15 protein-coding genes are annotated in these 17,009 nt (G+C 64.0%); 14 read left to right on the top strand and 1 reads right to left on the bottom strand.

Features of this window, described 5'->3' with window-relative positions; translation table 11 throughout:
• Window positions 1–41 precede the first annotated feature (41 nt).
• The 4 genes from AC1DKY_RS11425 to AC1DKY_RS11410 all read left to right on the top strand — a co-directional run bounded on the left by AC1DKY_RS11425 (window position 42) and on the right by AC1DKY_RS11410 (window position 3,185).
• Complete coding sequence (locus AC1DKY_RS11425) at window positions 42–818, top strand: FKBP-type peptidyl-prolyl cis-trans isomerase N-terminal domain-containing protein (RefSeq protein ID WP_441603230.1); 777 nt, start codon at window positions 42–44, stop codon at window positions 816–818.
• Window positions 819–981: 163 nt separating this feature from the next.
• Window positions 982–2,319 carry a UDP-glucose dehydrogenase family protein gene (locus AC1DKY_RS11420; protein WP_441603231.1) on the top strand — a complete coding sequence of 446 codons (1,338 nt, stop codon included), beginning with the start codon at window positions 982–984 and terminating at the stop codon, window positions 2,317–2,319.
• Between the two features lie 2 nt (window positions 2,320–2,321).
• The gene (locus AC1DKY_RS11415) at window positions 2,322–2,540 is read left to right on the top strand and encodes a SlyX family protein (RefSeq protein WP_441603232.1); all 219 of its coding nucleotides are present in this window, start codon (window positions 2,322–2,324) and stop codon (window positions 2,538–2,540) included.
• 48 nt (window positions 2,541–2,588) lie between these two features.
• Window positions 2,589–3,185 carry a DUF2058 domain-containing protein gene (locus tag AC1DKY_RS11410; protein WP_441603233.1) on the top strand — a complete coding sequence of 199 codons (597 nt, stop codon included), beginning with the start codon at window positions 2,589–2,591 and terminating at the stop codon, window positions 3,183–3,185.
• A 78-nt stretch (window positions 3,186–3,263) separates the two neighbouring features.
• On the opposite strand, the gene AC1DKY_RS11405 is transcribed toward AC1DKY_RS11410, so the two are convergent.
• Window positions 3,264–5,363: a 3-hydroxyacyl-CoA dehydrogenase NAD-binding domain-containing protein gene (locus AC1DKY_RS11405; protein WP_441603362.1), complete on the bottom strand. Its 2,100-nt coding sequence runs from the start codon at window positions 5,361–5,363 to the stop codon at window positions 3,264–3,266.
• Between the two features lie 192 nt (window positions 5,364–5,555).
• On the opposite strand from AC1DKY_RS11405, the gene AC1DKY_RS11400 reads away from it, so the two are divergent.
• From AC1DKY_RS11400 to era, 10 genes are all read left to right on the top strand, one after another.
• Entirely contained in the window at window positions 5,556–6,056 is a 501-nt protein-coding gene (locus AC1DKY_RS11400) for a hypothetical protein (protein WP_046971628.1), read from the top strand.
• 1 nt (window position 6,057) lies between these two features.
• Window positions 6,058–8,619, top strand: coding sequence for a putative bifunctional diguanylate cyclase/phosphodiesterase (locus tag AC1DKY_RS11395; protein ID WP_441603234.1), 2,562 nt, complete (start codon window positions 6,058–6,060; stop codon window positions 8,617–8,619).
• Window positions 8,620–8,896: 277 nt separating this feature from the next.
• The gene (gene rpoE / locus AC1DKY_RS11390; RefSeq protein ID WP_046971630.1) at window positions 8,897–9,493 is read left to right on the top strand and encodes an RNA polymerase sigma factor RpoE; all 597 of its coding nucleotides are present in this window, start codon (window positions 8,897–8,899) and stop codon (window positions 9,491–9,493) included.
• Window positions 9,490–10,134 (top strand): sigma-E factor negative regulatory protein, encoded by a 645-nt coding sequence (locus tag AC1DKY_RS11385; RefSeq protein WP_441603235.1) that lies wholly within the window; start codon window positions 9,490–9,492, stop codon window positions 10,132–10,134. The genes rpoE and AC1DKY_RS11385 overlap by 4 nt, the downstream gene beginning before the upstream one ends.
• A 111-nt stretch (window positions 10,135–10,245) precedes the next feature.
• A complete protein-coding gene (locus tag AC1DKY_RS11380) occupies window positions 10,246–11,733 on the top strand; it encodes a Do family serine endopeptidase (protein ID WP_441603236.1) in 1,488 nt (495 codons plus the stop codon).
• Window positions 11,734–12,024: 291 nt separating this feature from the next.
• On the top strand, window positions 12,025–13,815 hold the full coding sequence (lepA, locus tag AC1DKY_RS11375) for a translation elongation factor 4 (protein WP_441603237.1): 1,791 nt from the start codon (window positions 12,025–12,027) through the stop codon (window positions 13,813–13,815).
• Between the two features lie 99 nt (window positions 13,816–13,914).
• Window positions 13,915–14,817 carry a signal peptidase I gene (lepB, locus tag AC1DKY_RS11370; RefSeq protein WP_441603238.1) on the top strand — a complete coding sequence of 301 codons (903 nt, stop codon included), beginning with the start codon at window positions 13,915–13,917 and terminating at the stop codon, window positions 14,815–14,817.
• 144 nt (window positions 14,818–14,961) lie between these two features.
• On the top strand, window positions 14,962–15,339 hold the full coding sequence (locus AC1DKY_RS11365) for a DUF4845 domain-containing protein (RefSeq protein ID WP_441603239.1): 378 nt from the start codon (window positions 14,962–14,964) through the stop codon (window positions 15,337–15,339).
• 15 nt (window positions 15,340–15,354) lie between these two features.
• Window positions 15,355–16,011 (top strand): ribonuclease III, encoded by a 657-nt coding sequence (rnc, locus tag AC1DKY_RS11360; RefSeq protein ID WP_441603240.1) that lies wholly within the window; start codon window positions 15,355–15,357, stop codon window positions 16,009–16,011.
• Window positions 16,008–16,949, top strand: a complete 942-nt coding sequence (gene era / locus AC1DKY_RS11355) for a GTPase Era (protein ID WP_441603241.1) — start codon at window positions 16,008–16,010, stop codon at window positions 16,947–16,949. The genes rnc and era overlap by 4 nt, the downstream gene beginning before the upstream one ends.
• Window positions 16,950–17,009: the final 60 nt, after the last annotated feature.

The following is a 17,009-nucleotide window of genomic DNA, read 5'->3' as shown; positions in this document are numbered from 1 at the left end:
AGTCCGGTAGCGCCGGCATATCCAATACGAGGGAGTTCTACATGAAGCATTTTCTGCGTCCCACGCTGACGGCGGCCGCGCTCGCTGTTGCTCTGGGCTCGACCGCTGGCGTGCACGCACAGGCCGCGAAGCCCGCAGCCGCCCCCGCCGCCGCAGCTCCGGCTGCCGTGGACAAGACCAAGGCCAGCTACGTGGTCGGTTGGGATCTGGCCAGCTCGCTGCCGCCGCTGGTTCGCGCTGAAGTGGATCCGGCTACGGTCGCTCGCGCGCTGCAGTCCGCCCTGTCGGGCCAGAAGCCGACCATGAGCGAAGCCGAAGCCAAGCAGGTTCGTGACGCGTTCGTGGCCAATCTGCAGGCCAAGGCCAAGGCCGAGTACACCCAGGTCGCCTCCAAGAACCAGAGCGAAGGCGCTGCATTCCTCGCCAAGAACAAGACCGCGCCGGGCGTGAAGACCACCGCTTCGGGTCTGCAGTACCAGGTGATCAGCCAGGGTACGGGCGCCCGCCCGGGTCCGAGCGACACCGTGCAGGTCAACTACGTCGGTTCGTTCGTGAACGGCGAAGTGTTCGACGATTCGTCCAAGCATGAAGGCGGCGGCGCCGCTTCCATCCCGCTCGCTGGCGTGATTCCGGGCTTCCGTGAAGGCATGCAGCTGATGCAGGTTGGCGGTCACTACAAGTTCTTCATCCCGTCCAACATCGCCTACGGCGCCCAGCCGCAGAACGGCTTCCCGCCGAACTCGACGATCATCTTCGACGTCACCCTGGTCAAGACCGGCCCGACGGCCGCTGCTGATCAGGCTGGCGGCGCGAAGTAATCGCCACCAAAGCTGGTTGAACCATCCACGGGGCGCGAAGCAATTCGCGCCCCGTGTCTTTTGTGGCCGGCGGCTTTTGGTCGCGGGGCGGCGCTTGGTCTGCAGCCGTGGTCAGGGCGGGCCTGTTAGAATCGGATTCTTGTCTCCTGGAGTTTTCACGACAATGAAGGTCACGATTTTCGGCACCGGCTATGTGGGTTTGGTCACCGGCGCCTGCCTGGCGGAAATGGGCAACCACGTGGTCTGCGTTGATATCGACGCGGGCAAGGTGGAGCGCCTGAAGAACGGCGACATCCCCATTTATGAGCCGGGCCTGGAGCCTCTGGTCAAGCGCAACCATGCGAGCGGACAGCTGGACTTCACCACCGATCCGGCTCCGGGCATTGCGCACGGCCAGGTCGTCTTCATTGCCGTAGGCACGCCGCCGGACGAAGACGGCAGTGCGGATCTGAAGTACGTGCTCAGCGTGGCGCGAACGGTCGGCCAGCACATGGACCGTTACACGGTGGTGGTGAACAAGTCGACCGTGCCCGTGGGCACGGCGGACAAGGTACGCGACGCGATCGCGGGCGAGCTCGCCAAGCGCGGCGTGTCCGTCGAGTTCGACGTGGTGTCCAATCCGGAATTCCTGAAGGAAGGCGACGCAGTGGAAGACTGCCTGCGCCCCGACCGCATCGTCATCGGCAGCTCCAGCGAACGCGCCATCGGCGTGTTGCGCAAGCTGTATGCACCGTTCAATCGCAACCACGATCGCACGGTGGTGATGGACGAGCGTTCCGCCGAGCTGACCAAGTACGCGGCGAACGCGATGCTCGCCACCAAGATCAGCTTCATGAACGAGATCGCCAATATCGCCGAGCGGGTGGGTGCGGACATCGAGCTGGTGCGCCAGGGTATCGGTTCGGATCCGCGCATCGGCTACCACTTCATCTATCCGGGTGCGGGTTACGGTGGCTCGTGTTTCCCCAAGGACGTACAGGCGCTGGAGCGCACCGCGCGCGGCGTCGGTTACAGCGCCCGTTTGCTGGGTGCGGTGGAGTCGGTGAACCACGATCAGAAGACCAAGCTGTTCGAGCTGATTTCGCGTCACTTCAATGGCGAACTCGCGGGCAAGACGATTGCCCTGTGGGGCCTGGCCTTCAAGCCGAACACAGATGACATGCGCGAGGCATCGAGCCGCAACCTGATGGAGGCCTTGTGGAAGGCGCGCGCCAAAGTGCGCGCGTTCGATCCGGAAGCACGCCACGAGACGCATCGCATCTATGGCGATCGCGACGATCTGGTGCTGTGCGACAGCGCCTATCAGGCACTCGATGGTGCCGACGTGCTCGCGATCGTGACGGAGTGGAAGGCCTTCCGCAGTCCCGATTTCGTCCGCATCCGCAGCATGCTCGCCGAACCGGCAGTGTTCGATGGCCGCAATCTCTACGATCCGGCCGCAGTGGAAGAGGCGGGCCTGGCGTACTACGGTATCGGTCGCGGTCGCAGCCTGAGGCAGTGAGCATGTCCGACGACACCTTGCAGCAACGATTGACGGAGCTGGAAGTGCGGCTCACCTTTGTCGATGACACGGTGAACGCGCTGGCTTCAGCCGATGCGGAGCTGTCGATGCGTCTGGCTGCGCTGGAGGATGTCATTCGTGGATTGCGCAGCGAGCTGTCCTCGTTGCGTGGTTCGCAAGGGCATGATCCGCACAGCGAGCCACCGCCGCCGCACTATTGATCGATCTCTCTCTTTTCGTAACAGCACTACAGCAAGCGAGTTTCAACCATGGCCGATTCCCTGCGCGATCAGCTGCTCAAGAGCGGCATCGTCAAACAGGTCCGCGAAGAGAAGCGCCCGCCGGCGCCGCCCGCTGGCAAGTCTTACCCGCAGCGCCAGGGCGGTTCGCCGTCCAAGGGCGGCAAGCCGGGCCAGCACAAGCCGCACGGCAAGCCTTCCGGCCCCAAGAGCCAGGAGGAGATCGACCTGGCCAAGGCTTATGCGATCCGCGCACAGACCGAAGCGAATGAGCGCAAGCGTGCCGAGCAGGCGGCGGCCGAGGAAGCGCGTGTTCGTCGCGAGCGCAAGCTGAAGATCCAGCAGTTGCTGGACGGCAAGACCTTGAACAAGCCTGACGTCGATCATGTTCGGCATTTCGAATACGGCGGCAAGATTCGCCGCGTGCATGTCGACGCTGATCAACTCAAGGCGATCAATGCGGGTGAGCTTGGCGTGGTGCAGCAGCAGGGACGTTACCTGGTGGTGACGCGCGAGCTTGCCGAACAGGTGAAGGCGGTCGACGCCAACCAGATCGCCTTGCTGGTGGAGCCGGGCAGCACTGGTAGCGTCGGCGAAGATGGCGTGCCGGATGATTTGATGTGGTAAGCGGATCGCTTTAAGCACGCCGACGAAAAAACGCCCGGTCGATGCCGGGCGTTTTTTTTTGGTGCATACGAGGGTCGATCAGGCGTCGGCATCGTCACCTTGCGCGTCACCGGTGGGTAAATCGAAACCCGTCTTGGCGAGCGTCGGCAAATCCCAGCCGTTCTTCGGCGTGAAGCGTTCGCCATAACGCTGGGCGAGGCGTTCGAGTTTGCCCTTCACCACGGCGGCGCCTTCGCTGCGCACGTACTGGATCGGACCGCCGCGGAACGGGGCAAAACCGGTGCCGAAGATCACGCCGGCATCGAGCAGGTCGGCATCGTCGACCACCTGGTCGGCCAGGCAGGCTACGGCTTCGTTGACCATGGGAAGGATCATGCGGTCCTGCAGGTCGGCGGGAACGGCATAGTCGGGATCGACTTCCGGTTTCACGGGCTTGCCGTCCTGCCAGACATAGATGCCCTGACCGTCCTTCTTGCCACGTTTGCCGGCAGCCAGCTTGTCTTCCAGGCCGGGCGGCAATTCCAGTCCAAGGAAGGGAGCGAGCTCCTTGCCGACGGACGCACAGACGTCCAGGCCTACCGTGTCGGCCAGTTCGATCGGGCCCATCGGCATGCCGAATTTCTTTGCTTCCTTGTCGAGCACCGGGCCCGGCACGCCTTCGCTGTACAGACGCATGGCTTCGAGCAGGTAAGGCATCAGGATGCGATTGACCAGGAAGCCTGGGGTTCCTTTGACCGCCACCGGCAACTTGCCGATAGCCTTGCAGAAGGCGAGCGCGCGCTGCTCGGCGTTCGCATCGAGCTGATCGTGACGTACCACTTCCACCAGCGGCATCTGCGCCACCGGGTTGAAGAAGTGCAGGCCAAGGAAGCGCTGTGGCGCCTTCAGGCCGACGCGCAGTTCGTCCAGCGGAATGCTCGACGTATTGGTGGCGAGCAGTTCGTTGGATTGGAACTGCGGCTCGATGGTCGCGTACAGCGCCTTCTTCGCCTCGGCATTCTCGAAGATCGCTTCGATCGCCAGGTCGGCCGTGGCCACGCCTTTGCCTTCCACGTCGGCGCGCAGGCGACGAACCGCCGCATCGACCTTGTCGGCCGTCTTGAGCTTCTTTTCGTAGAGCTGGCGGGCGCGATCCAGCGCGGGCTGGATGAACTTCATCTCGCGGTCCTGCAGCGTGACCTCGAAGCCCTTGAAGGCCGCCCAGGCCGCGATATCGCCGCCCATCACGCCAGCGCCGACTACGTGCACATGCTTGATGCCGTGCTCGATACCGCTGCCTTGACTCTTCATGCGTTCCTGCAAGAAGAAGATGCGGATCAGGTTCTGCGCCGTCGAGGTTTCGGCCAGCTTGGCCACCGAGCGCGCCTCGAGCTTGAGGCGTTGCTGGATGCTGGCGCCTCCGCGTTTCCATACGTCGATCAAGGCGAACGGTGCGGGGTAGTGCTCCTTGCGTACCTTGGCGGCCGTCTGTTTGATCACCATCGGCGCGAGCAGCTGGCGCGCCAGCCAGGTGTTGGTAGCCCAGGCTTTCGCGCGCAGGGCGAACGGGCGTGCATGCGGGCGACGCAGCAGGGCGCGGGCCTCGGCCAGCAATTCGGCGGGCGGTGCGAGCCGGTCGACCACGCCCAGTGCCAAGGCGCGTTTGGCCGACAAAGCCTTGCCGGTAAGCATGACGGGCAGGGCATCGGTGGCGCCGATCAATCGCGGAAGGCGGGCCGTGCCGCCCCAACCCGGATGGATGCCCAGCATCACTTCGGGCAGCCCGATGCGCGTCTTGTCGTCATCGGCGGCGATGCGCTGGCGGCAGGCCAGGATCAGTTCGGTGCCGCCGCCCATGCAGGCGCCATGGATGGCTGCCACGGTGGGGCAAGGCAGGCGCGCCAGCGATTCGTACACGCGCTGGCCGTTCTCGATGTTCTCCAGCACCGTGCCCTGTTGGGCGTAGGTGACGAATTCCTTGATGTCAGCGCCTACGGCAAAGCCGAACGGCTTGGCCGAATGGATCAGCACGCCGGCCGGCTTCTCGATGGCCAGGCGCTCCACGATCTGGCCCAGTTCGTCCAGCACGTCGCGCGAAATGGCGTTGACCTTGCTGCCGGCGCGATCGAGGGAGAGGGTGACGATGCCGCTGTCATCCAGGCTCGTCTTCCAATGATTGAAGCGCAATCCTTCGAACATGGGGATAAAGAGAGTGGCCACGAGGCCTTGCACCATACCCTCCCGTAGCGAGGATTGCGAGACGACCCGGGGGAGGATGAACACCCTGTAAAAACCCGTGCTGTGCGCTGCCGCATGAAATACGCCACCGTTTCCGGCGAGGCTTGGTCCCTCCCTATGCGAACCGACGCAGAACACGTAATTTAGACCCGAATGAATACCTCCATCGCCACTCCCGCCAGCCCCTTGCAGGGCGGCGCCGAAATCCTCGAGCGCATCCTAGCGGCCCGGGGCAATTTGATTGCGCTCGAGGGCGGGGACAAGGTCGGCCTGGTCGGGCTGTTGCGCCCGCTGGTACGGCGGAGCGGACAGGCCGTCTACTTGTGGAATCCGGAGTTGGGACTGGGCAACCTGCGCGAGGAGCACGTCGGCTTGCCCGGTTCCCAACGCCTCAATATCGCGCTGCGCTACATGCTGCAGAGCAATCATTTCGGCATCTATCTGCTGCAGCGCCTGCCGCTCCCGCTGCCGATGGCCGACGCCACCCTGCTGCGACAGTTGGCGCGCGCCACGTCCGGGCACGTGCGCCGCGTGGTCATGCTCGATCCGCCGGAGTCCTTCGTGGCCAGTTTCAACGACGTGCTGGTGCGCCTGAGCTGCCAGTCCGAGCCCGCCCAGCGTCCGCGCCTGCGCGACGGTCGTTGGATCCTCTGATATGACGAGCAACGCGGGCATCCTGGTCGTTGCCGCGCAGCGTGAGCTGCGCCGAGCCCTGTTCGACACGTTCGATCGTGACGGGCATTTCGTGGTGCATTCCGCCCGCGATGCCACCCACGCAGGCATCCTGCTCGAGGGTCGGCCGCCGCTGGCGCTGATCGTGATCGTGTTCGAGGGCGATGGTCGCGAGGGCATGGCGGGCATCGATGTTTTGCGCGGCGTACCGGCCTGCATCGGGGCGCCCATTCTGGCCGTGCTCGACGACGCAGCCGTGCTCAAGCCCAATGTGTTGCCAGCGGGCATTGCCGATTGGCTGTATGCCTCGCAGATCGAGCACGAACTGCTCTCGCGCTGGCAGCGGGTCCATCGCATGGTTGCGCGACAGGACAGCAGCGGCGAAGGCCTGGCAACGTCAACGGGTGGCGACTATCGCTTTGCCTTCGACGAGGTCGACAGCGAGTGGTTGATCGTCGACCCCGTGCGTGGCCAGCTGGTCGATTTCAGTCCGGCCGTGGCGCGCAACAGCGGGCTGGGCGATCACGAATTGCGCGGCCGGCCGCTCAAGGACGTGCTGGCCTTCAAGGATGCGACCATCGAGCAGGTGATTGCCGAAGGTTCGCGCCAGTGGCATGCCGGCCGTCGACGTTCATCGCGTGGTGCCGATGCTGGCGAGGCCAGCGCACGTGCGATTCAGCACGCCGGTCGCGACGCGGTCGCCTTGATGTTCCGCAGCGATCGGGCCAGTGCCCGCGCCGAAGTGGCGCTCAGCTTGCTGGCACGCATGTTCGCCGCCGGCAGCGGCGACGAAGGCATCACCGAAGCGGCCCGCCTGTTGTTCGAGGAAATGGGCCTGGACTATGTTGCAGTCTGGTCCGCGCGACCCGACGAAGGCGGTGCGCCGGTACAGCTCGTGCAGTACTGGCGTGGCGACGAGCAGCTGTGGCCAGGGCCGCATCTGCAAAGTTCGTTGCGGCTGGTGCTGTCGGGTCAGGCCATGCTGCATCAGGCCGATGCCGGACGGCTTGCGCCGATGGATCCCTTGCTCGCGCAGCTGGGTCTGGCCGGTTTTGCGGGCTGGCCGCTGCAGGACGAGCGACGCACCGTGCTGGGCGCCTTGCTGGTCGGTACGCGCCAGCCGCTGCCGGCGCTGGACATCGTGCAGCCTGTACTTCGGTGCGCCGCGTCGCGATTCGCGCACGCGATCGAGTTGCGTCATACGCGTGAGCAAGGCCGCGCCGAAGGTCTGCTCGATGCCTTGACCGGCCTGCCCAATCGCCTGTTGTTCAACGACCGACTGGATACGGTGATCCGCGAGGCCAATCGCACGGGCGAGTGCTTTGCGTTGCTGTTCGTCGATCTGGATCGCTTCAAGACCGTCAACGACACACTGGGTCACGCGGTCGGCGACCAGGTGTTGCTGACCACCACGCAGCGCTTGCGCGGCAGCGTGCGTGCCTCCGATACGGTGGCGCGCTATGCCGGCGACGAATTCGTGGTGATCCTGCGTCATATCGTCAAGAACGAAGACGTGCTGCGCATCGCCGAGAAGATCGTGCAGGTGATGGGCGCTCCTTTGCGCATCGACGACGGCACGGAGCTGCAAGTGACGGCGTCGATCGGCGTGAGCTTCTTCCCCGACGATGCCCCCGACGCCGATACGCTGCTCAAGCACGCCGACGAGGCGATGTATGCCGCCAAGAGTCTGGGCCGCAACAACTATCAGATTTTCGAAGGCAGTGCCGAACAGTCGCAGCAGCAGAACCTCGCGTTGAAATCCGGCCTGCGCCATGCCGAGCACAAGGGCGAGCTGCGCGTGTTCTACCAGCCGCAGGTGGATGCGGTCACTGAAGACATCGTGGGCATGGAGGCGCTGGTTCGCTGGGAGCACCCGGAACTGGGTTTCATCGGCCCGGGCTTTTTCATTCCACTGGCCGAGGAAACCGGGCTGATCGTTTCCATCGGCGAATGGGTATTGCGCGCGGCCTGCCGGCACGCCCAGGAATGGGAGCGCCGCTTCGGTCTCGGCCTGCGACTGGGCGTGAATCTGTCGGCGGTGCAGCTGATGCAGCCCAACCTGCTGGAAGTGGTCTCGGCCGCGCTCGATGAAAGCGGGCTGGAGGCCAACCTGCTGGAAATGGAGATCACCGAAAGCATCAGCATCAAGGCCGCGCCCAACCTGGTGGAGAACTTGCAAGGTCTGCACCGGCTAGGCGTGCGCATCGCGATCGACGACTTCGGCACCGGTGCCGCTTCGCTCGATTACCTGCGCAAGCTGCCGGCCGACCGCATCAAGATCGACCAGAGTTTCGTCAAGAACATCGGCGTGGATCCCGATGACGAGGCTATCGTGCGCGCCACCATCGAGATGGCGCACCGCCTCAAGCGTGGCGTAGTGGCCGAGGGCGTGGAGACCGAGCAGCACATGGAATTCCTGCGCGCCAACGACTGCGATGAACTGCAGGGCTTCCTGTTCTGCCGTCCGCTGCCGCAGCCGGTGTTCGAGAAGCTGTTGCTGGAGCGCCAGCGCCTGCTGGCCGGCATCAGCGATACCGCCGCATGACTTGCGTGCGCCGCGAAGAGCCCCATACTCAAGGGTAGGGCGCCCGATGCGCCCGTGGGCCGCACTGCTGGGGCGGTGGTGGTCCTTTCGTCATGACCGGTGCTCCCTTAGGAGTGCCCATGCGTTTCCACCATCGGTGTCGCCGCGTTGGCGCACTTGTCGTCCCGGGGATGGGGGTCACTCTGAACTAGAACGTGAAGTTCTTGTCTGAGCAGCTCGCATCCATTCACAAGGCATCCCAGGGCGCGTGGCAGCATCGACGAAGGAGATGGCCCGGATGGGCGAAAATGAACTGGACAGCGCGCTGGTCGAGCGCGTCCAACAGGGGGACAAACGGGCCTTCGATCTACTGGTGCGCAAGTACCAGCACAAGGTCGTGGGCCTGGTCTCCCGTTATCTGAAGAACCACGCAGAATGTGAAGACGTGGCCCAGGAGGCCTTCATCCGCGCCTGGAGGGCGATCGGGTCGTTCCGTGGCGAGAGTGCTTTCTATACTTGGCTGTACAAGATTGCCGTCAATACGGCCAAGAACCATCTGGTGGCCATGAGCCGCCGCCCGCCGGCCGACGATATCGCCATCGACGATGCCGCTTTCGTCCCCGGCGCCGACCGCATGCATGAGAGCGCCACCCCCGAGCGCGAACTCATGCGACAGGAAATTGAACAAACGGTATTTTCCACTGTCCAAGCCTTGCCTGAGGAATTGCGCACCGCGATCACCCTGCGTGAAGTGGACGGCCTCAGCTACGAGGAAATCGCCGAGGCGATGGGCTGTCCGATCGGTACGGTACGTTCACGTATATTTCGGGCGCGCGAAGCTATCGATGAAAAATTGCGGCCGCTGTTGTCGGACCGCGAGGGCAAGAACCCATGACAGATCATCAACGCGAAAACCTTTCTGCTGGCATGGACGGGCAACTGTCCAAGGAAGAATTGCGCTTTCTGCTGCGCCGGCTCGATCACGATGCGTCGCTGCAGCAGGAGTGGTCCCGCTATCACGTCGCCCGTGACGGTCTGCGTCGCGAGTTGCCGGCGCTGGCCTCCGCGGATTTTGCTACCCGCGTGATGCAGGCGATCGAGCGCGAAGGCGTCACCGTGCAGCAGGGCAAGCGGCGGCATTGGCTGCACTGGTCTGCCGGCGGCGCGATTGCCGCTGGCGTGGCTGTGGCCGCGCTGATGGTGGCCCAGCCGGCCGGGCAGGGCGCTGATCGTCTCTCGCCGCAAGTCGCTTCGGCAGCGGCTCCGGCCGCACAAGGCAACACCCAGGTCGCGCAGGCGGAATCGCCGGCCGTGGCGCCGCCGGGGCTCAACGTCTATTCCGAAGTGCCGTACAAGATGAGCCAGCAGGCCTCGGCCACGCTGGAGGGTGACAGTGGCACGCCGCTGTATTCGCGCAACAGCCTCACGCCCTACCGCGTCGCACGCTATCCGGTCGTCAGCAATGGCGATGGCCGCTACCTGCTGCTGATTCACCCGGACCAGCAGCCCGCGCAGTCCGCCGCCGGACCGCAATGATCCCAGGCCGTGTGTCCCTTGCCGCGGCCTGATCGTTCCCTTTCACCCATCCATGCCTGCCTGATCTGCGGGCTGGCATGGTGTGCCCGAGACGCAGAAGGAGAGTAGTGCATGAATCGACTTGTCTTGCGGACGCTGTCGTGCAGCGTCTTGATGAGCTTGGCCCTGGCCGGCGGCGTGCAGGCCCAGAGCGCGGCGCCGGCGATGTCGGGCCTGCCCGATTTCACCGGCATCGTGCAGAAGAACGCGCCCTCGGTGGTGCACGTCGAGGCCAAGTTCAACGGCAAGAAGCAGACGAAGGCCCGTCAGGGCGCGCGTGGCATGCCCGATGCGCCGGACGATGACGACGATCCGCAGATGGACATGCTGCGGCGCTTCTTCGGCATGCCGATGATGCCTTCGCCGGAAGAGCAGCAGCACACTTCGCTGGGCTCGGGTTTCATCATCTCCGGTGATGGCTATGTGCTCACCAATAATCACGTGGTGGACGGCGCCGACACGGTGACCGTGCGCCTGCAGGATCGCCGCGTGCTCACGGCCAAGGTGGTGGGCAGCGATCCGCAATACGACATTGCACTGCTCAAGGTGGACCCGAAGGGCGGCCTGTCGCCGGTGTCGATTGGCGACTCGCGCACGCTCAAGCCGGGCCAGTGGGTGTTGGCGATCGGTTCGCCGTTCGGTTTTGATTACACCGTGACGCAAGGCATCGTCAGTGCGGTGGGACGCAACCTGGGCAGCCAGGATCAGCCGTATACCTCGTTCATCCAGACCGACGTGCCGATCAATCGCGGCAATTCGGGCGGTCCGTTGTTCGACCTGCAGGGCCGCGTGGTCGGCGTCAATTCGCAGATCTATTCCAATACCGGCGGCTACCAGGGCGTGGCCTTCTCCATTCCGATCGACGTGGCCATGAACGTGGTCAAGCAGATCAAGGAGAAGGGTTATGTGTCGCGCGGCCAGCTGGGCGTGATGGTGCAGCAGGTCAGCGACGACATGGTCAAGGCGCTGAAGCTCGACAATGCGAGCGGCGCGGCCGTGACGCAGGTGAACAAGGGCAGCGCTGCCGACAAGGCGGGCATCCGTCCAGGCGATGTGATCCTTGCGTACAACGGCCAGAGCATCAATCAAAGTGCGGACCTGCCGCCGCTGGTGGGCCAGACGCCCCCGGGCAGCAAGGCCACCCTTGAGATACTGCGTGACGGCAAACGCGAGAATGTGCCGGTCACCGTGGCGGAAATGCCGCGCGACAAGAACGCCAAGATGGCCGCCGCCGACACAGAGCAGCCGGCGGCCAAGGCGGCGGCCAGCGCCCTGGGCCTGTCCGTTCAGGATCTTGACGGCGACAGTCGCCAGCAGCTTGGCCTCAAGGCTGGCGAAGGCGTGGGTATCAGCCAGGTGAGCGGTGCGGTGGCGACGCGGGCCGGCTTGCAGCCGGGCGACGTGATTCTGATGGTCAACCAGACCAAGGTGGGCACGGCAGCGGCTTTCCGCGAGGCCACCAAGGGCGCGAAGCCGGGCGATACCGTGCTTTTGCTGGTCCGCCATGGCGACCAGAGTGGATTCATCGGGCTGACCGTGCCCGGTGGCAAGGACGACTGACGTCACCGTGGCGGCGATGGCAGTCGCCGCGCGGTGACGGGTCGTGTTCCGGTCGCGTAGGGCCGGAACCAGCGGAGCGATGGGCGCTTGGGCCACCATCGCTCTTTTGGGAGGGATCGCGTGACGCCTCGCAACGAGGCGTTCCGATCTCGCTTATCCCCTTGAGATAGCCCGCTTTTCCCGATGCCCGAAGTGGCACGGTTCCATGCGATAATGCTGGGTTCGTGTGACCATCCCGGTCATGCGCTGCCTGCGCGTACCGCAGATCAGTGAACGCCGCTAGCGTGCTCCATGGAACTGATTCGAAATTTCTCCATCATTGCCCATATCGATCACGGCAAGTCCACCTTGGCGGACCGCATCATCCAGATCTGCGGCGGCTTGACCGAACGCGAGATGGAGGCGCAGGTGCTCGACAATAATCCGATCGAGCGCGAACGCGGCATCACCATCAAGGCGCAGTCGGTGTCGCTGCCGTACACGGCGCGCGACGGCAAGACGTATCAACTCAATTTCATCGACACCCCGGGACACGTCGACTTCTCTTATGAAGTCAGCCGCTCGCTGGCTGCGTGCGAAGGCGCGCTGCTGGTGGTGGACGCTGCGCAAGGCGTGGAAGCGCAGTCGGTGGCCAACTGTTACACCGCAGTGGAGATGGGGCTGGAGGTCGTGCCGGTCCTCAACAAGATCGACTTGCCGACGGCCGACCCGGAGAAAGTGAAGGGCGAGATCGAGGCGGTGATCGGCATCGATGCCGACGACGCCGTTGCGGTGAGCGCCAAGACCGGCCAGAACGTGGTGGAAGTGCTCGAGGCGATCGTCGCTCGCATTCCGCCGCCGAAGGTGGGCGATACCGATCGCCTGCAGGCGCTGATCATCGACTCCTGGTTCGACAATTATCTGGGTGTGGTCTCGCTGGTCCGCGTGATGCAGGGCGAGATCAAGCCGGGCGACAAGCTGCTGGTGATGTCCACCGGCCGCTCGCATGAAGTGAGCGAAGTGGGTGTATTCACGCCCAAGCGCAAGAAGCTCGACAAGCTGTCCCCGGGCGAAGTGGGCTGGATCAATGCGTCGATCAAGGACGTGCACGGCGCGCCCGTGGGCGACACGCTGACGCTGGCGGCCAAGCCCGCCGAGAAGCCGCTGGCTGGCTTCCAGACCATGCAGCCGCGCGTGTTCGCCGGTTTGTTTCCGGTATCGGCCGACGACTATCCGGCGCTGCGCGAGGCGCTCGACAAGCTGCGCCTGAATGACGCCGCGATGTTCTTCGAGCCGGAGAGCTCCGAGGCCATGGGCTTTGGTTTTCGTTGCGGCTTCCTCGGCATGCTGCACATGGAGATCGTGCAGGAGCGCCTGGAGCGCGAGTACGACCTGGACCTGATCAGCACGGCGCCGACCGTGGTGTACGAGGTGCTCAAGAGCGACGGCTCGATCTTGATGCTGGACAATCCGGCCAAGCTGCCGGCGTCGCATCTGATGCAGGAAATCCGCGAGCCCATCATCGTCGCCAGCATCCTCACGCCGGCCGACTACATCGGCAACATCATCACGCTGTGCGAGGAAAAGCGCGGCGTGCAGCGCTCCATCCAGTACCTGGCCACCCAGGTGCAGATCACCTATGAAATGCCGCTCGCCGAAGTTGTGCTCGACTTCTTCGATCGCCTGAAGTCGGTGTCGCGTGGCTATGCATCGATGGACTATCACTTCGAGCGCTTCGAAGCCGGCCCGTTCGTGCGCGTGGACGTGCTGATCAATGGCGACCGGGTGGATGCGTTGAGCCTGATCGTGCACCGTGTCCATGCCGAGCGCCGTGGTCGCGACCTGGTCGAGCGCATGAAGGATCTGATTCCGCGCCAGCAGTTTGACGTGGCCATCCAGGCGGCCATTGGTGCTCAGATCGTCGCGCGCTCCACCGTGAAGGCGCTGCGAAAGAATGTGCTGGCCAAATGCTACGGCGGCGACGTCAGCCGCAAGAAGAAGCTGCTGGAGAAGCAGAAGGAAGGCAAGAAGCGCATGAAGCAGGTGGGCCGTGTGGAGATTCCGCAGGAAGCCTTCCTTGCCGTCCTGAAGGTGGATAAGTAAAGCTGAGCTTGTTGCAGCGATGGCGGGACGCCTTCTGGCGCCCGACCGATCGATGGTTCCCTGTCACACCCTCGTTCCACTGCTCCTGAGGAGCTTTCAATGGATTTTGATTTTTCGGCGATTCTGCTTGGCCTGACTGTGCTGTTCGGCGTGGTATGGAGTCTGGACCGCCTGTTCTTCTACAAGTCGCGCAAGGCCAAGGCCGACGCGGCAGGCAAGGAACCGCACGAGCCGGTGGCGGTGGACTGGGCTCGCTCGCTGTTCCCGGTAGTGCTGGTGGTGCTGGTGCTGCGCTCGTTCGTGGCCGAGCCGTTCCGGATCCCGTCCGGTTCGATGATGCCGACGCTGGACGTGGGCGACTTCATCCTGGTCAACAAGTTTGCCTATGGCCTGCGCCTGCCGGCCTTCAACAACAAGTTCGTCAGCCTGGGCGAGCCCAAGCGCGGCGACGTGGTGGTGTTCCGCTTCCCGGGTTATCTGTGCGAAGACGGCGGCAAGCTGGTACGCAGCGGCGACCAGAGCTGCGCCGATCCGCATGCCCCGGTGCCGAACCAGAACTGGATCAAGCGCATCATCGGCATGCCGGGCGACCGGGTCGAGATGCATGGCGACCAGCTGATCGTGAACGGTGAACCGGTGGCCGCAGACCTCATCGGCCCGTACGAAGGCGATCCCAAGCGCGCCGAGTCGCGCCTGATGCTGGAAATGGGCGCCACGGTGTGGAACGAACACCTGCCGAACGGGCTGGGCGGGGTGGTCAACCATCTGACCGCGCGCATGCCCAACTACGCGGTGCCGCCGCCGCTGCCCAATGCGCATGTGCCGCTGGTGGTGCCGCAGGGCTGCTACCTGGCCATGGGCGACAACCGCTACAACAGTACCGACAGCCGCTGGTGGGGCTGCCTGCCGGAGCAGAACCTGGCCGGCAAGGCCTTCCTGATCTGGCTGAGCTGGACCGGCTCGAGCGTGGCCTTCCATCGCATGGGCACGGTCATTCATTAAAAGCGTGACGGGCATAGGTACGCGCCCGGTGTCGTTCGAGCCAGCTTGGCGCGACAATGCACGCGCCAAGCCGCCTCCGGGGCGGCTGGGTGGCGTCTTGCCAGTTAACCGGGTATCGCCGTAAGGCGGCATAGCGAGGGGACTATGAAATCGAAGCAAACGGGCATCACCCTGATCGGGTTTCTCGTCGTATTGATGGTCGTGGCGTTTTTTGGCTACATGGCCATGAAGCTGGTGCCGGCCTATACCGAGTTCATGGGCGTGACCAAGGCCATGAACCAGCTGGCGACTGAAGGTGGTCCCAAGTCGGTAACCCAGGTCCGCAACGACCTGATGAAGAAGCTGGATTTCCAGTACGTGAGCGACGACACCATCACGCCGCAGGACATCACCATCAAGCGCACTGGCAATGCCTCGTCGCTCAATATCAGCTACGACAAGCGCATTCCGTTTATGTACAACATCGACTTCCTGTTGCACTTCGAAAAGAGCGTGGCGCTGCAGGGTAATGTCGAAGGTTAAGCACAGGCCCAGGATTTGACCAAGCTCGCCTATTGTTTTCGTGATCCTGCCCTCGCAGTACTGGCGCTGACGCATCGCAGCGCCGGGAAGCCCAACAACGAGCGGCTGGAGTTCCTGGGCGATGCCTTGCTTGGTGTCGTGGTTGCCGAGCTGTTGTATGAGGCTCACCCGAACGCGAGCGAGGGCGAGCTGTCCCGCTTGCGCGCGCAGCTGGTGAACGGCCAGGCACTGGCCGTCATCGCACGCGAACTGGAGCTGGGCGATGAGCTCAAGCTGGGCTCGGGTGAATTGAAGAGCGGCGGTTTCCGCCGCGATTCCATCCTCGCCGACGCTTTCGAGGCCCTGTTGGCGGCGGTGTATCTCGACGCTGGTTTCGAGGCGTGTCGCAACGTGGTGCGCGGCCTGTTCGAGCCGCTGGTGGCGGCTATTCCGCGCTCTTCCAAGGACGCCAAGACCCGCCTGCAGGAGTTGCTGCAGGCGCACGGCTGGCCCTTGCCGCAGTACGATCTGATCGACAGCCATGGCGAAGACCACGCCAAGACCTTCGATGTCTCGTGCGAAATCAACGAACCGGCACCCATCCGGGCCGAGGGGCATGGCACCAGCCGCCGTGCCGCTGAACAGGACGCCGCTGAAACCGTGCTGCGCCTAATGCAGGAAGTGAACTCATGAACGACAACGACGAACTCGATCTCGGCGCGCCGGCCGAACTTCCCCACGACGATTTTCGCTGCGGCACCGTAGCGCTCGCGGGGCGTCCCAACGTGGGCAAGTCCACCTTGCTCAATGCGCTGATCGGGTTTCGCCTGTCCATTGTCAGCCCGCGTCCGCAGACCACTCGTCACCGCATCCTCGGCATCGCCACCAGCGAGGCCGGCCAGATCATGTACGTGGATACGCCGGGCCTGCATCGTGGCGCCAAGCGCGCCATGAATCGCAGCCTCAACCGTGCCGCGCGCTCGGCGATCAGCGAAGTGGATGTGGTGGTGCAGGTGATCGAGGCGGGACGCTGGACCGATGAAGACGAGGCGCTTTACGACGCCCTGGTCGAGCAGAAAGTGCCGCGCCTGCTGGTGATCAACAAGGTCGACCTGGCCAAGGACAAGACCACCATGCTTCCCTTCGTGGCGGAGCTGATGGGGCGTCACAGCTTTGACGAGGTCTACTACGTCAGCGCGCTGAAGGAGAAGGGCCTCAAGGAGCTGGAGTCAGGCATCCTCAAGCGCCTGCCGGTGCAGCCGCCGGTGTTTGGCGAAGACGAAGTCACCGATCGAAGCGAGCGTTTCCTCGCCGCTGAAATGGTCCGCGAGCAGCTCATGCTGCGCCTGGACCAGGAGCTCCCGTACGCCACCACGGTGGAGATCGAGCAGTTCAGCGATCGCCCCGATGGTATTGCCGAAATCCACGCGGTGATCTGGGTGGAACGCGATGGCCAGAAGGCCATCGTTATCGGCAATGGCGGTGCGCAGCTCAAGGCGATCGGCACGTCGGCGCGTCGCCATATGGAGCGCACCTTCGAGCGCAAGGTTTTCCTTCGCCTGTGGGTGAAGGTGCGCGAAGGCTGGGTCGACGACGAGACCATGCTGAAGAAATTCGGGTACACCGATTGAGTCTGCGCATGCGTGGCTCTGCCTGGTATGCCTGACCATCGCAGGTCAGGCGCGATCATC

The organism is Dyella sp. 01N448 (assembly GCF_056399225.1).
The sequence above is the reverse complement of the archived record's forward strand: the minus strand, read 5'-3'. Positions and strand labels throughout refer to the sequence as shown.